Annotated in this window: 12 protein-coding genes; all 12 read left to right on the top strand. The window is 72.5% G+C overall.

All coding sequences use genetic code 11. From position 1 onward, the window contains the following. Positions 1 to 113 precede the first annotated feature (113 nt). Positions 114 to 1,406: a homoserine dehydrogenase gene (locus ACYP53_RS03880; protein ID WP_189915719.1), complete on the top strand. Its 1,293-nt coding sequence runs from the start codon at positions 114 to 116 to the stop codon at positions 1,404 to 1,406. Positions 1,407 to 1,415: 9 nt separating this feature from the next. Then, positions 1,416 to 2,516: a threonine synthase gene (gene thrC / locus ACYP53_RS03875; protein WP_189915720.1), complete on the top strand. Its 1,101-nt coding sequence runs from the start codon at positions 1,416 to 1,418 to the stop codon at positions 2,514 to 2,516. A 364-nt stretch (positions 2,517 to 2,880) separates the two neighbouring features. Beyond that, positions 2,881 to 3,819, top strand: a complete 939-nt coding sequence (gene thrB / locus ACYP53_RS03870; protein WP_189915721.1) for a homoserine kinase — start codon at positions 2,881 to 2,883, stop codon at positions 3,817 to 3,819. A gap of 602 nt (positions 3,820 to 4,421) precedes the next feature. Further along, positions 4,422 to 6,527, top strand: coding sequence for a transcription termination factor Rho (gene rho, locus ACYP53_RS03865; protein WP_189915722.1), 2,106 nt, complete (start codon positions 4,422 to 4,424; stop codon positions 6,525 to 6,527). A 140-nt stretch (positions 6,528 to 6,667) separates the two neighbouring features. Beyond that, a complete protein-coding gene (locus ACYP53_RS03860) occupies positions 6,668 to 7,792 on the top strand; it encodes an LCP family protein (RefSeq protein ID WP_459646636.1) in 1,125 nt (374 codons plus the stop codon). A gap of 136 nt (positions 7,793 to 7,928) precedes the next feature. Beyond that, complete coding sequence (rpmE, locus tag ACYP53_RS03855; protein WP_030057539.1) at positions 7,929 to 8,150, top strand: 50S ribosomal protein L31; 222 nt, start codon at positions 7,929 to 7,931, stop codon at positions 8,148 to 8,150. Positions 8,151 to 8,311: 161 nt separating this feature from the next. Then, positions 8,312 to 9,388: a peptide chain release factor 1 gene (gene prfA / locus ACYP53_RS03850; protein ID WP_189915724.1), complete on the top strand. Its 1,077-nt coding sequence runs from the start codon at positions 8,312 to 8,314 to the stop codon at positions 9,386 to 9,388. Positions 9,389 to 9,451: 63 nt separating this feature from the next. Further along, positions 9,452 to 10,318, top strand: coding sequence for a peptide chain release factor N(5)-glutamine methyltransferase (gene prmC / locus ACYP53_RS03845; RefSeq protein WP_189915725.1), 867 nt, complete (start codon positions 9,452 to 9,454; stop codon positions 10,316 to 10,318). Positions 10,319 to 10,415: 97 nt separating this feature from the next. Then, a complete protein-coding gene (locus ACYP53_RS03840; protein ID WP_189915726.1) occupies positions 10,416 to 11,063 on the top strand; it encodes an L-threonylcarbamoyladenylate synthase in 648 nt (215 codons plus the stop codon). After that, on the top strand, positions 11,060 to 11,737 hold the full coding sequence (locus ACYP53_RS03835) for an arsenate reductase/protein-tyrosine-phosphatase family protein (protein WP_373313702.1): 678 nt from the start codon (positions 11,060 to 11,062) through the stop codon (positions 11,735 to 11,737). The genes ACYP53_RS03840 and ACYP53_RS03835 overlap by 4 nt, the downstream gene beginning before the upstream one ends. 304 nt (positions 11,738 to 12,041) lie before the next feature. Beyond that, positions 12,042 to 13,322: a serine hydroxymethyltransferase gene (locus ACYP53_RS03830; protein WP_459646635.1), complete on the top strand. Its 1,281-nt coding sequence runs from the start codon at positions 12,042 to 12,044 to the stop codon at positions 13,320 to 13,322. A 173-nt stretch (positions 13,323 to 13,495) separates the two neighbouring features. After that, on the top strand, positions 13,496 to 14,773 hold the full coding sequence (locus tag ACYP53_RS03825) for an MraY family glycosyltransferase (RefSeq protein WP_189915728.1): 1,278 nt from the start codon (positions 13,496 to 13,498) through the stop codon (positions 14,771 to 14,773). The last annotated feature ends 224 nt before the right edge of the window (positions 14,774 to 14,997 follow it).

Here is a 14,997-nt window from a genome sequence, read left to right as displayed (position 1 = left end):
AACGACCGTAGATCCGTGCGGAAAGTCCCGGAGACTGGTACGGACCGAAGTTCCCGGCGGTGCAGGAAAACCGCCGGAAATACCGAAGCACGATGAATGCAGAGCGGAGTCGGATGATGCGTACGCGCCCGCTGAAGGTGGCGTTGCTGGGTTGTGGTGTGGTGGGCTCCGAGGTGGCGCGCATCATGACGACGACGGCCGACGACCTCGCCGCTCGCATCGGTGCCCCGGTGGAGCTGGCCGGGATCGCGGTCCGGCGGGCCGGGCGGGTGCGCCCGGGCGTACCCGAGCACCTGATCACCACCGATGCCGAGGCCCTGGTCACCCGGGGCGACATCGACGTGGTGGTCGAGGTCGTGGGCGGCATCGAGCCGTCCAAATCCCTGCTCCTGGCCGCCTTCGAGAAGGGCGCCTCGGTGGTCAGCGCCAACAAGGCGCTGCTCGCCCAGGACGGCACCGAGCTGCACGCGGCGGCCGCCCGGGCCGGGGTGGACCTGTACTACGAGGCCGCGGTGGCGGGCGCGATCCCGCTGCTGCGCCCGCTGCGCGAGTCCCTCGCGGGCGACAAGGTCAACCGGGTGCTGGGCATCGTCAACGGCACCACCAACTTCATCCTCGACAAGATGGACACCACCGGCGCCGGCTACTCGGAGGCGCTGGAGGAGGCCACCGCGCTGGGCTACGCCGAGGCGGACCCGACCGCCGACGTCGAGGGCTTCGACGCCGCCGCCAAGGCCGCGATCCTGGCCGGCATCGCCTTCCACACCGAGGTCACCGCGGCGGACGTCTACCGCGAGGGCATCACCGAGGTGACGGCGGCCGACATCGCCTCCGCCAAGGAGATGGGCTGCGTGGTCAAGCTGCTCGCGATCTGCGAGCGGGCGGCCGACGGCGAGTCCGTCACCGCCCGGGTCCACCCGGCGATGATCCCGCTCTCGCACCCGCTGGCCTCGGTCAGGGAGGCGTACAACGCGGTGTTCGTCGAGGCCGAGGCGGCCGGCCGGCTGATGTTCTACGGCCCCGGCGCGGGCGGCTCGCCGACCGCCTCCGCGGTCCTCGGCGACCTGGTCGCGGTCTGCCGCAACAAGCTGGCCGGCGCCACCGGTCCCGGTGACTCGGTGTACACCCAGCTGCCCGCCAAGCCGATGGACGAGGTGGTCACCCGCTACCACGTCAGCCTGGACGTGGACGACCGCGCGGGTGTGCTCGCCCAGGTGGCGTCCGTCTTCGCCGAGCACGGCGTCTCCATCGACACCGTGCGCCAGCAGGGCCGCGACGGCGACGCCTCGCTCGTCGTGGTCACCCACCGTGCCACCGACGCCGCGCTGTCGGCGACGGTCGACAAGCTCCGCGCGCTGGACAGCGTGCGGGACGTGGCCAGCATCATGCGGGTCGAAGGGGAATAAGGAACAGCCATGAACGCCGTTGCCGAGAACGTCGTCCGAGGCGCGCACACCCACCAGTGGCGCGGCCTGATCGAGGAGTACCGGGACCGCCTGCCGGTCACCGCGGCCACCCCGGTGGTCACCCTGCTGGAGGGCGGCACGCCCCTGGTCCCCGCCCAGGTGCTCTCCGAGCGCACGGGCTGCGAGGTCTACCTCAAGGTCGAGGGCGCCAACCCGACCGGCTCCTTCAAGGACCGCGGGATGACGATGGCCATCTCCAAGGCCAAGGAGGAGGGCGCGCAGGCGGTCATCTGCGCGTCCACCGGCAACACCTCGGCCTCCGCCGCCGCGTACGCGGTGCGGGCCGGGATGGTCTCCGCGGTGCTCGTCCCGCAGGGCAAGATCGCCCTCGGCAAGATGGGCCAGGCGCTGGTGCACGGCGCGAAGATCCTGCAGGTCGACGGGAACTTCGACGACTGCCTCACCCTTGCGCGTGAACTGTCCGAGAAGTATCCGGTGGCCCTGGTCAACTCCGTGAACCCGGTGCGGATCGAGGGCCAGAAGACCGCGGCCTTCGAGATCGTCGACATGCTCGGCGACGCCCCGGACATCCACGTCCTGCCGGTCGGCAACGCGGGCAACATCACCGCGTACTGGAAGGGCTACCGCGAGTATGCCGCGGACGGCCTGGCGTCCCGCACGCCGCGGATGTGGGGCTTCCAGGCCGCCGGCTCGGCCCCGATCGTGGACGGCGCCCCGGTGCTCAAGCCGCAGACCATCGCCACCGCGATCCGGATCGGCAACCCGGCCTCCTGGGACTTCGCGCTCGCCGCGCGGGACGAGTCCGGCGGCCTCATCGACAAGGTGACGGACCGTCAGATCCTGTCCGCCTACCGGCTGTTGGCCGCGCAGGAGGGCGTCTTCGTGGAGCCCGCCTCGGCGGCCTCGGTGGCCGGTCTGCTGGCCAAGGCGGAGGCCGGTCTGGTCGACCCGGGCCAGCGGATCGTCTGCACCGTGACCGGCAACGGCCTCAAGGACCCGGACTGGGCGGTGGCCGGCGCGCCGCAGCCGCAGATCGTCCCGGTCGACCCGGAGACCGCGGCCCGCAGCCTCGGCCTGCTCGACCGGTAACGGGGTCTGACACTTCGACGGGTCGACCCTTTCGGGGGTCGACCCGTCAAAGTTCTCCGCTGACACTTTTGTGTCAATTCCGCTGCGCATTCCGATCCGATTTCGCCCCTCTCTTTGACTGAGAGTGGTGTGTATTCCGGCCAGAACCGGCAACACACCAGACCGGGGACCCACGGGGTGTACCGCTTGGGAACCTCTCTTCGATACTCTGGGTTCGGCCGTGTGGCACATGCCCCGGGCCCGGTACCGTCCGGGCCGCGCCGACGACTGTGACCGCCCGCCCCCGTGGGGCCGCGGCCCTTTCCCCACCCTCGCACCGACGACGCGCTCCGCGCCGCCCGATTTCCCCAGGAGAGTCCACCGCATGGCCGGTCCCGCGTTCCGTGCCGCCGCCGTCCGGGTCCGGGTTCCCGCGACCAGTGCCAACCTCGGCCCGGGCTTCGACGCCTTCGGGCTCGCGCTGGGCCTGTACGACGACGTCGTCGTCCGGGTCGCCGACTCCGGCCTCTCCGTCGACATCGCGGGCGAGGGCGCCGAGACGCTGCCGCGCGACGAGCGCCACCTGCTGATCCGCTCGATGCGCGCCGCCTTCGACCGGCTCGGCGGCCAGCCGCGCGGCCTCGAAGTGGTCTGCGCCAACCGGATACCGCACGGCCGGGGCCTCGGTTCCTCCTCCGCCGCCATCTGCGCCGGCATCGTGGCCGCCCGCGCCGTCACCATCGGCGGTCCGTCCGCGCTGGACGACGACGCGCTGCTGGCCCTCGCCTCCGAGCTGGAGGGCCACCCGGACAACGTCGCGGCCTGCCTGCGCGGCAACTTCACCATCGCCTGGACCGACGAGGAGTCGGCCAAGGCGATCGCCCTGGAGCCCTCTGAGCAGGTCGTCCCGGTGGTGTTCGTCCCGGCCGGCGCGGTGCTCACGGAGACCGCCCGCGGCCTGCTGCCGAAGACCGTCCCGCTGGCCGACGCCGCCGTCAACGCCGGCCGTTCCGCGCTGCTGGTGGAGGCCCTGACCAGGCGTCCCGAGCTGCTCCTCGCCGCCACCGAGGACCGCCTGCACCAGGACTACCGCTCCTCCGCCATGCCGGACAGCGCCGCCCTGGTCGGCGCGCTGCGCGCGGAGGGCGTCCCCGCGGTCATCTCCGGGGCCGGCCCGACCGTCCTGGCCCTCACCGACGAGGCGGGCGCGGACAAGGTGCTCTCCTTCGCCGGGCACCACGGCCACGGCGGCGACCCGGCGTTCGCCGCGCACCGGCTGGACGTCGACCGCGCCGGGGCCGTCGTGCTCCCGCTGGACGTCTGACCAGGCCGTACGGGCCGCCCGTCCGGCGCCCGGCACCGGCTCCGCGCCGAGCCGGGCCCGCCGGACACGATTGGCAAGCGCAAGGCTGGGGAATGTCTGAGGGGGTCGGTAGTGTTAATCTCATTGCTGCACCAGGTGCCCTCCGGGGCTCGGTGCGCCGCGTCCCGATCCCAGCGCTCCACTGCCGTGGAGCCCCGGCGATGCACGGGGCGACGATTCTCCGGGAGCCCACCGCAGCGCGTACGCAGCCTGCCTGCGCGACATGCGGCCGCATCCCGAAGCCGTGACGGCACCTGACTCCCACCCGCGGCCTCCTACCTGAGGCCAGGACGGGCTGAGCGCGGGCCACCGTCACGCGACGGGGGCCCGGGATTCGCAGGGAGCGTGGGGGTTACGCCCTCAGGGGAGGTCGACACACGACCGGCCCACGCGCCACTCAGCACCACCGTGCTTCACGCACCGCACCTCGCAGCTCTCCCTCGACAGGCTCCCGCCATTCGAGGGATCACCGCCTCGGACCGACGCAGTCGAGCGTTGGTCAGGACAGCACAACCGGTCGCCGAGCCAGACAGGCCGACGTCCGCTCCAGGGAAGGACCCTTAGTGAGCGACTCCACCGATCTGATGGGCGCGCGCCCGGACGCCGACGCGTCGGACGCAGCCGCCGCCCCCGCTGCCCCGCGGCGCCGCCGCAGTGCCGCCGCGGGCCTGGACGGCATGGTCCTGGCCGAGCTGCAGAAGCTCGCCGCGGATCTTGGCATCACCGGTACCGGACGCATGCGCAAGAGCCAGCTGATCGAGACCATCAAGGAGAAGAGCGGCGGGGACCCGCTGCTCGCCGCCGGCGGCTCCGCCCCGGCCGCCAAGCGCACCGCCGCCAAGGCGGACGCCGAGGCCCCGGCCGAGAAGCCGGCCCGCCGTACCAAGGCCGCCGCCGCCAAGGCCGAGGCCGCCGCCGAGGCCCCGGCCGCCGCCGAGCCGCAGGCCCAGATCGAGATCCCGGTCCAGGCCGCCGCCGAGACCGCCGCGCCGGCCCGCGCCGAGCGCACCCGCCGCCGTGCCACCTCGGCCGCCGGCGCCCCCACCGCCCCGGTCGCCGAGGCCGCCGCCGAGGCCGCCACCGTCACGGTCGCCGAGCCGAAGCAGGCCGAGGCCCGCCCGGCCGAGACCCGTGGCTTCGAGGGCCGCGAGGACGGCCGCGAGAGCCGCCGCGACCGCCGTGAGCGCCGCGAGCGCCGGGACACCGGCGAGCGCACCGAGCGTCCGGAGGCCGGCGAGGCCCAGGACGCCGAGTCCCGCGAGTCGCGTCGCGACCGCCGCAACCGCCGCGAGCGCACCGAGCGGCCCGAGCGCCAGGGCCAGCAGGGCGGCCAGCAGCAGAGCGGCGGCCAGGGCGAGCAGCAGGGCCGCCAGGCCCCGCAGACCCAGCAGCCGCAGGTCCAGCAGGGCGGCTACGACGACGACGAGTTCGGCGAGGGCCGTCGGGGCCGTCGCGGCCGCTACCGCGACCGCCGTGGCCGTCGCGGCCGTGACGGCTTCGAGGCCGGCCCCGTCGAGACGCCGATCGGCGAGGACGACGTCCTGATCCCGGTCGCGGGCATCCTCGACATCCTCGACAACTACGCGTTCGTGCGCACCTCCGGCTACCTGCCGGGCCAGAACGACGTCTACGTCTCGCTCGCCCAGGTCCGCAAGAACGGCCTGCGCAAGGGTGACGCCATCACCGGTGCGGTGCGCCAGCCGCGCGACGGCGAGCGCCGCGAGAAGTTCAACGCCATGGTGCGGCTGGACTCCGTCAACGGCATGGACCCGGACAGCGGCCGCGGCCGCCCCGAGTTCAACAAGCTCACCCCGCTGTACCCGCAGGAGCGGCTGCGCCTGGAGACCGACCCGGGCGTGCTGACCACCCGGATCATCGACCTCGTGTCGCCGATCGGCAAGGGCCAGCGCGGTCTGATCGTCGCGCCGCCGAAGACCGGCAAGACGATGGTGCTGCAGGCGGTCGCCAACGCGATCACCCACAACAACCCCGAGTGCCACCTGATGGTCGTCCTGGTCGACGAGCGTCCGGAAGAGGTCACCGACATGCAGCGGTCGGTGAAGGGCGAGGTCATCTCCTCGACCTTCGACCGCCCGGCCGAGGACCACACCACCGTCGCCGAGCTGGCCATCGAGCGCGCCAAGCGCCTGGTCGAGCTGGGCCACGACGTGGTCATCCTGCTGGACTCGATCACCCGCCTGGGCCGTGCCTACAACCTGGCGGCGCCGGCCTCCGGCCGCATCCTGTCCGGTGGTGTCGACTCGACCGCGCTCTACCCGCCGAAGAAGTTCTTCGGTGCCGCGCGCAACATCGAGAACGGCGGCTCGCTGACCATCCTGGCCACCGCGCTGGTCGAGACCGGCTCGCGCATGGACGAGGTGATCTTCGAGGAGTTCAAGGGCACCGGCAACATGGAGCTCAAGCTCGACCGGAAGCTCTCGGACAAGCGCATCTTCCCGGCCGTCGACGTGGACGCCTCCAGCACCCGCAAGGAGGAGATCCTGCTCGGCAGCGAGGAGTTGGCCATCGTCTGGAAGCTCCGCCGGGTGCTGCACGCGCTCGACTCGCAGCAGGCGATCGAGCTGCTCCTGGACAAGATGAAGCAGACCAAGAGCAACGCCGAGTTCCTGATGCAGATCGCCAAGACCACCCCCGGCTCCGGCGACTGACCGTAGCCGGACGGCTGTCGAAGCACGGAACCCCGGATCGCGCGAGCGGTCCGGGGTTCCGTGCGTCCGTGCCCGGGTTGTTCCAGAGTTGGGACAACTTGGGGGCTTTGGATCATGTTGTCCGATTTACTCTGGACCGTATGGCCGAGCACAAGAGGGTCCCGAGTCGCCGCCGCAAAGTCCTGCGGACGGCCGCCTGCGCGTTCGTCGCGCTCGTCGTCCTCGGCGCCGGCGCGGCCGTCTACGCGTACGTGCGGCTCAACGGCAACATCAAGAGCGTCGACATCGATGGCCGCCTCGGCGACGCCAGGCCGCCCGCCGCCACCGACGGCTCCTTCAACGTCCTGGTGCTGGGCTCCGACTCGCGCAACGGCGAGAACGGCGACCTGGCCGGCGGGAACACCGGCGACACCGCCCGCTCGGACACCGCGATGGTGCTGCACGTCAACCAGGACCACTCGCGCGCCCAGATCGTCTCGATACCGCGCGACACCCTGGTCGCCCGCCCCGACTGCACCGACGCGAGCGGCAGGACCGTGCCCGGCGCCAAGCGCGCGATGTACAACAGCGCCTTCGAGAGCGGCGGCGCGGCCTGCGCGGTCAAGACCACCGAGCAGCTCACCGGGCTGCGGATGGACCACTACCTGCAGATCGACTTCGCCGGCTTCGCCCGGGTCGTGGACGCGATAGGCGGGGCCACCGTGACCACCACGGTGGCCATCCACGACAAGGACAGCGGGCTCGACCTGGCGGCCGGGGAGCACCACCTGGACGGGAAGCAGGCGCTGGCCTTCGTCCGCACCCGGCACGGCGTCGGCGACGGCAGCGACCTCGGCCGGATCGAGCTGCAGAAGCAGATGGTGAAGTCGCTGCTGCGGCAGGCCGGCGGGGCCGGGCTGTTCACCGACCCGGTCAAGCTGTGGTCGATCGGTGACACCGTGACCAAGAGCATCACCACCGACTCCGCGCTCGGCTCGGTGAACTCCCTGGTGGGGCTGGTGCAGGAGCTCAAGGGGATCGGGCCGGACCAACTGGACATGGTCACCCTGCCGGTGGAGGCCGCCCCCGGCGACCCGAACCGGGTGGTCGAGCAGCAGCCGCAGGCCGACCAGCTCTGGGCGGCGCTCAAGGCCGACCAGGAGGTCCCGCGGGCCGTCGTCTCCGCGCAGCCCGAGAACCCCGCCCAGGCGGCCCCCACGGCCTCCCCGACGGCCCCCGCACGGTCCGCCGGGAAGCCGAGCGCCAAGGCCACCGTCGCGCGCTGAGCGTCCCGGAATATCCCGGAACGCGCCCCGGTTTGGGAAGATGCGGCCGGTCCTGGCAGACTGGTACGTCGGTCCCGGTTCACGTGCGGCGCCCCAGCCGCCGACCCGGTGCCCTCCCGAAACCTAGGAGAACCCCTTGAAGCCCAACGTTCACCCCGAGTACGTGGTCACCCGCGTGACCTGCACCTGCGGTGCCGAGTTCACCACCCGCTCGACCGAGACCAGTGGCGAGATCCGCGCCGAGGTCTGCTCGCAGTGCCACCCGTTCTACACCGGCAAGCAGAAGATCCTCGACACCGGTGGCCGCGTGGCCCGCTTCGAGGCCCGCTTCGGCAAGCAGCACAGCGCGAAGGCCTAGCGCTCCCTCGGCGCCGGCTCCCGGTGCCCCCGTACTCGTTGTCGGGGGCGCCGGGGACCGGCGCCGTTCGCGTCCCCCCGCGCGATCCGAGCTCCACGCGTTCCGCACCTCCGCGTTCCGCGCCCCGCACGATCCGAACCCCCCGGGAAGAAGGCCACCCCATGTTCGAGGCAGTCGAAGAGCTCCTCGTCGAGCACGCCGACCTCGAGACGAGGCTGGCCGACCCGTCCGTCCACGCCGACCAGAACAACGCCCGCAAGCTGGCCAAGCGGTACGCCGAGCTGACCCCGATCACCCGGGTCTACCGGCAGTGGCGGCAGGCTGGCGAGGACATCGAGGCCGCGCGCGAACTCGCCGCGGAGGACCCGGAGTTCCTCGCCGAGGTGAAGGACTCCGAGGCGCGCCGGGACGAGCTCACCGAGGAGCTGCGGCTGCTGCTGGTGCCGCGCGACCCGAGCGACGACAAGGACGTCATCCTGGAGATCAAGGCGGGCGAGGGCGGCGAGGAGTCCGCGCTGTTCGCCGGCGACCTGCTCCGGATGTACCTGCGCTTCGCGGAGCGGATCGGCTGGAAGACCGAGCTCATCGACTCCAACGAGTCCGATCTCGGCGGCTACAAGGACGTCTCGGTGGCCGTGAAGACCAAGGGCAACGCCGAGCCCGGCCAGGGCGTCTGGGCCCGGCTGAAGTACGAGGGCGGCGTGCACCGCGTGCAGCGCGTCCCCGCCACCGAGTCCCAGGGCCGCATCCACACCTCCGCGGCGGGCGTGCTGGTCACCCCCGAGGCGGAGGAGGTCGAGGTCGAGATCCTCGCCAACGACCTGCGGATCGACGTCTACCGCTCCTCCGGCCCCGGCGGCCAGTCGGTCAACACCACCGACTCCGCGGTCCGGATCACCCACCTGCCGACCGGTATCGTGGCGTCCTGCCAGAACGAGAAGAGCCAGCTGCAGAACAAGGAGCAGGCGATGCGCATCCTGCGTTCGCGGCTGCTGGCCGCCGCGCAGGAGGAGGCCGAGCGCGAGGCCTCGGACGCGCGCCGCAGCCAGGTCCGCACGGTGGACCGCTCCGAGCGGATCCGGACGTACAACTACCCCGAGAACCGCATCTCGGACCACCGCACGGGGTTCAAGTCGTACAACCTGGACCAGGTCCTGGACGGCGACCTGAACGCGGTGATCCAGTCCTGCGTCGACAAGGACGCGGCGGCCAAGCTCGCCGCGGCCCAAGAGAACTGAGACCGGCGCGCCCCAGCCCACGCGCGGTCCGAAGCCGGAGCGCAGAAACATGAGGTCGTACGGATGAACCTGCTGCTCGCCGAGGTGGCCCAGGCCACCCAGCGGTTGGCCGCGGCCGGCGTGCCGTCGCCGCGCTTCGACGCCGAGGAGCTCGCCGCCTACGTCCACCACGTCAAGCGCAGCCAGCTGCACACCGTGAAGGACGCCGACTTCGACGCCCGCTACTGGGAGGCGGTCTCGCGCCGGGAGGCGCGCGAGCCGCTCCAGCACATCACCGGGCGCGCGTTCTTCCGCTACCTCGAACTGGAGGTCGGCCCCGGGGTGTTCGTGCCCCGGCCGGAGACCGAGACGGTCGTCGAGTGGGCCATAGACGCGGTGCGCGACATGGACGTGGCCGAGCCGCTGGTGGTGGACCTGTGCTCCGGCTCCGGCGCGATCGCCCTCGCCCTCGCCCAGGAGCTGCCGCGCTCGACCGTGCACGCCTTCGAGCTGGACGAGGGCGCGCTCGAGTACACCCGGCGCAACATCGAGGCCAGCCCGGACCGCGCCAGGGTCACCCTGCACGCCGGGGACGCCACCAAGGCCTTCGAGGACGACCGCTCCTGGGACGGCCGCTTCGACCTGGTCATCTCCAACCCGCCGTACATCCCGCTCACCGAGTGGGAGTACGTCGCGCCGGAGGCCCGCGACCACGACCCGCAGATGTCGCTGTTCTCCGGCGAGGACGGCCTGGACACCATCCGCGGCATCGAGCGGGTGGCCGCGCGGCTGCTGCGCCCGGGCGGCGCGGTGGTGATCGAGCACGCCGACCAGCAGGGCGGCCAGGTGCCGTGGATCTTCAACGAGGAACGCGGCTGGACGGACACCGCCGACCACCGCGACCTGAACAACCGGCCGCGCTTCACAACCGCCCGCAGGGTGTCGTTGTGAACCGTCGAGCACAGTACAACAGCCCGCAGGGTGTCGTTGTGACCGCTGTGACGGCCGTAGTGACCGCCGAGAGCCACTCCGGAAGGGGACCGCACCGATGAGCCGCCGCTACGACTGTGCCGATGCCGGGGACCGCGCCACCGGTCTGCGCGAGGCCGCCTCGGCCGTCCGCCGCGGCGAACTCGTCGTGCTGCCCACCGACACCCTGTACGGGGTCGGCGCGGACGCCTTCTCCCCGGAGGGCGTCGGCGAGCTGATGACCGCCCGCGGCCGCGGCCGCAACACGCCCTCCCCGGTGCTGGTCGGCTCGCCGACCACGCTGCACGGCCTGGTCACCGACTTCTCCGAGCAGGCCTGGGAGCTGGTCGACGCCTTCTGGCCCGGCGGGCTGACCCTGGTCGCCCGGCACCAGCCCTCGCTGCGCTGGGACCTCGGCGAGACCCGCGGCACCGTCGCGGTCCGGATGCCGCTGCACCCGGTCGCCATCGAGCTGCTGAACGCCACCGGTCCGATGGCCGTCTCCAGCGCCAACCGGATCGGCGGAGCCTCGCCGCTGACCTGCGACGAGGCGCAGGGGCAGCTCGGCGACGCGGTCTCGGTCTACCTGGACGGCGGGTCGGCCGACCACTCCGCCGCCTCGTCCATCGTCGACGTGACCGGCAAGGTCCCGGTCCTGCTGCGGGCCGGCGCGATCAGCGTCGAGCAGCTGAGGGAGGTCGTCCCCGACCTGGAGGCCGGCAGTTGACGCCCATCGCCTCGCTCCATGCCGGGCCCGGCATAGCGCCGTACCTGAGCGTGGGCCCCAGGCCGCTGGACCACTTCCGGATCCTGTTCGTCTGCACCGGGAACATCTGCCGCTCGCCGATCGCCGAGCGGCTCACCCGGCGTGAGCTGGACACCCGGCTGAGCCCCCGGGTGGCCGGGCGGATCCTGGTCGAGAGCGCCGGCACCTGGGGCCACGTGGGCGCGCCGATGGAGGACCACGCCGCGACCGTGCTCGACGAGTACGGCGCCGACAGCGGCGGCTTCACCGGCCGGGAACTGCTGGACGAGCACGTGGTCGAGGCGGACCTGGTGCTCACCGCGACCCTGGACCACCGCGCCCAGGTGATCTCGATGGGGCACGAGGCGGGGCTGCGCACCTTCACGCTGAAGGAGTTCACCCGCCTGGTGCGGACGATCGACCCGGGCACGCTGCCGGACCCGCGGCGCGGTGCCGACGTCACCGAGCGGGCCCGCGCACTGGTCCGGGCCGCCGCCGCGCTGCGCGGCTGGCTGCTGGCCGCCACCCCGGAGTCGGACGAGCTGGACGACCCGTACGGGGCCCCGATCGGCATGTTCCGCAACTGCGGCGAGGAGATATTCCACGCGGTCGACCCGGTGGTCACCGCGCTCACCGGCGTCTCCGCACCCCGCTGACCCCGCGAGCGACACCCGGCGAGCGGCACCGCTCGCGAGCGAGCCGAAGGGCCGCGCCGGTGCCGAAAGGGAGAAGCGAGGAGGCCCGAGGGACGAGGGCATTGGAGCGCCGACCGTCGGCGCCGGGCCGGAGCGGCCCGGAGGCGAGCCGAGCGCAATAAGAGGCGAGCCGAGCGCAATAAAAGGGGGCCCGAACGGCCCCGTTCCGGCGGGCCGGGCGCCGGTGGCGGTCCTACGCTGGACTGACCGGCCCCCAGCCTCCGGCTGGGAGGTGCCCCCACCCGCAGCGCCCGGGAGCCCCGCCATGACCGTCACCGAAGCCGCGACCGGCTCGACCACGACGAAGGGGCGCCCCTGGGCGTCCGAGGCCCTGTTCCGGGCGGATCCGCAGCTGGCCGACCTGCTGGCCGCGGAGGCCGAGCGGCGGGCCGAGACGATCCAGCTGCTGGCGGGGGAGAACCTCACCACCCCCGCCGTGCTGGCGGCCCTGACCGGCCCCCTGATCGACAAGTACGCCGAGGGCTACCCGGGCCGCCGGCACCACACCGGCTGCGCGCTGGCGGACGCCGCGGAGCTGCTGGCGGTCGACCGGGCCCGCGGGCTGTTCGCCGCCCCGCACGCCAACGTCCAGCCCCGCTCGGTGACTTCGGCGATGCTGGCGGCGTACGCGGCGCTGCTGAAGCCCGGCGACGGGGTGCTGGCGATGTCGCTGGAGCACGGCGGCCACCTCAGCTGCGGCTCGCGCGCCAACTTCTCCGGCCGCTGGTTCACCTTCACCGGTTACGGCGTCCGGGAGGGCGACGGGCTGATCGACCTCGACCAGGTGCGGGAGCTGGCCCGGCAGCACCGCCCCAAGGCCATCGTGGCGGGCTCGATCTCCTACCCCCGGCATCCGGACTGGGCGGCCTTCCGGGCGATCGCCGACGAGGTGGACGCCTATCTGATCGCCGCCGTCGCGCAGACCACCGGCCTGGTCGCGGCCGGGGTGGCGCCCTCGCCGGTGCCGTACGCGGACGTCACGGTGGCGGCCACCCACAAGCTGCTGCGCGGTCCGCGCGGCGGTCTGCTGCTGTGCACGGCGGAGCTGGCGGAGCGGATCGACCGGGCGGTGTTCCCGTTCACCCAGGGCGGCGCGGCGATGAACGAGGTGGCGGGCAAGGCGGTGGCCCTCATGGAGGCCTCGACGCCCGCGTACCGGGCGTACGCGGAGCAGACGGTGTCCGGGGCGCGGGCACTGTCCGAGGGGCTCGCAGAGGCCGGAATGCGCCCCCTGACGGGTGGTACCGACACCCATCTGGTGACGGCCGACCTGAGCCCGCTGGGGGTGACCGGCGCGGAGGCCGAACGGCGCTGCGCGGCGGCCGGGCTGCTGCTCGGCAAGTGCGCGCTGCCCTTCGACCCGGCGCCGCCCGCCGAGGCCTCCGGGATCCGGCTCGGCACGGGCACCGTGACCAGCCAGGGGATGGGCGGGGCGGAGCTGTCCGAGATCGCCGGGCTGGTCGCGCGGGTGGCCGCCGGCGGCGCCGTGGCCCCGGCCGCGGCCCGGGTCAGGGAGCTCGCGGGGGCCTTCGCGGACCGGACCTGAGACCCGTCCGTCCACGGGCATCCGGATCTCCTACCCGGGAGGGCGAACCGCGATGCACGTCCCGGGCGTCCGACTCAATAAGGTGTGTGCCGTGGCGACGCACCTCGAACCCCGGGAAGGCAGGGGAGTACCTTCGGTACTTCCCCGTTCGACAGTGATGCAGGAGGCCAGTGGTGCGTGAGTATCTGCTGGTGCTGTTCTGCACCGCCGCCGTCACCTACCTGCTGACCGGCCCGGTCCGGAAGTTCGCCATCGCGGCCGGCGCCATGCCGCCGGTGCGCGCCCGCGACGTGCACCGCGAGCCCACTCCGCGGCTCGGCGGCATCGCGATGTTCGGCGGGCTCTGCGCGGGCATCCTGGTCGCCTCGCAACTCACCAACCTGAGCAAGGTGTTCAGCCAGGGCACCGACATCCGCGCGCTGCTGTCCGGCGCCGGGATCATGTGGCTGCTCGGTGTGCTCGACGACAAGTGGGGCGTGGACGCGCTGGTGAAGCTCGGCGGCCAGATGATCGCCGCCGGTGTGATGGTCTGGCAGGGCGTCACGGTGATCACCCTCCCGGTGCCCGGTGTCGGCGCGGTCGCGGTGAGCCCGACCCAGGGCATGGTCATCTCGGTCACCCTGGTCGTCGTCATGGTCAACGCGGTGAACTTCATCGACGGCCTGGACGGTCTGGCGGGCGGCATGGTCTGCATCGCCGCGATCGCCTTCTTCCTGTACAGCTACCGGCTCTGGTACGGCTACGCGATCACCGACGCGGCCCCCGCCGTGCTGTTCAGCGTGCTGCTGATCGGGATGTGCCTGGGCTTCCTGGCGCACAACATGCACCCCGCGCGGATCTTCATGGGCGACTCCGGCTCGATGATGCTGGGCCTGATGCTGGCCGTCGCCGCGATCTCCATCACCGGCCGGGTCGACCCCGACCTGATCAGCAACGAGACCGGTTCGCAGACCGCCACCGTGCACACCCTGGTGCCCATCTACATCCCGCTGCTGCTGCCGCTGACGGTCATCGCGCTGCCGCTGGCCGACCTGCTGCTGGCCGTGGTGCGCCGCACCTGGGCCGGCCAGTCGCCGTTCGCCGCGGACAAGCGCCATCTGCACCACCGGCTGCTGCAGGTCGGGCACTCGCACAGCCGGGCCGTGCTGATCATGTACTTCTGGGCCGCGCTGATCGCCTTCGGCTCGGTGGCCTTCTCGGTGACCAACACCGGTCGTGCCGTGGTCCTGACGCTCGCCGGGCTCTGCCTGCTCGGCCTGGTGGTGCTGCTCATCCCGCGGTTCCGGCCGCGCGCCCCGCGGGCGGTGCAGTCCTTCGTCCCGCCGCGGTACCGCCGTCAGTCCTCAGGTCCGATGGCCGAACTGTCGGCGAAGGACAAGCAACTCCTGGGTGAAGCCGGGCGGAACCCGTCCGAGCCCGCCGACCACGGCCCGGCCGGCCGCCGTCGCTGACGGGCGGCGCCGACAAGGTGGTTGACGACCCATCAGGCGCCCTCACCCGTACGGCGGAATCGTTGAGACGATGGTGTGACAGGTGCCACACATTCATGGTAAAGCTCTCATCAAATAGTTTGTGATACCGTTCACGAGTACCGAGAACACGCCGAAAGACCTGACAGGTGGATGACTTCCGTCCCTGTCGGTCTCCCTCGACGGGCCCGCCGTCCCCGCGGGCG

Source organism: Kitasatospora sp. Ki12, assembly GCF_054601375.1.
Note: the sequence above shows the minus strand (reverse complement) of the source record. Positions and strands in the feature narration are given on the sequence as shown.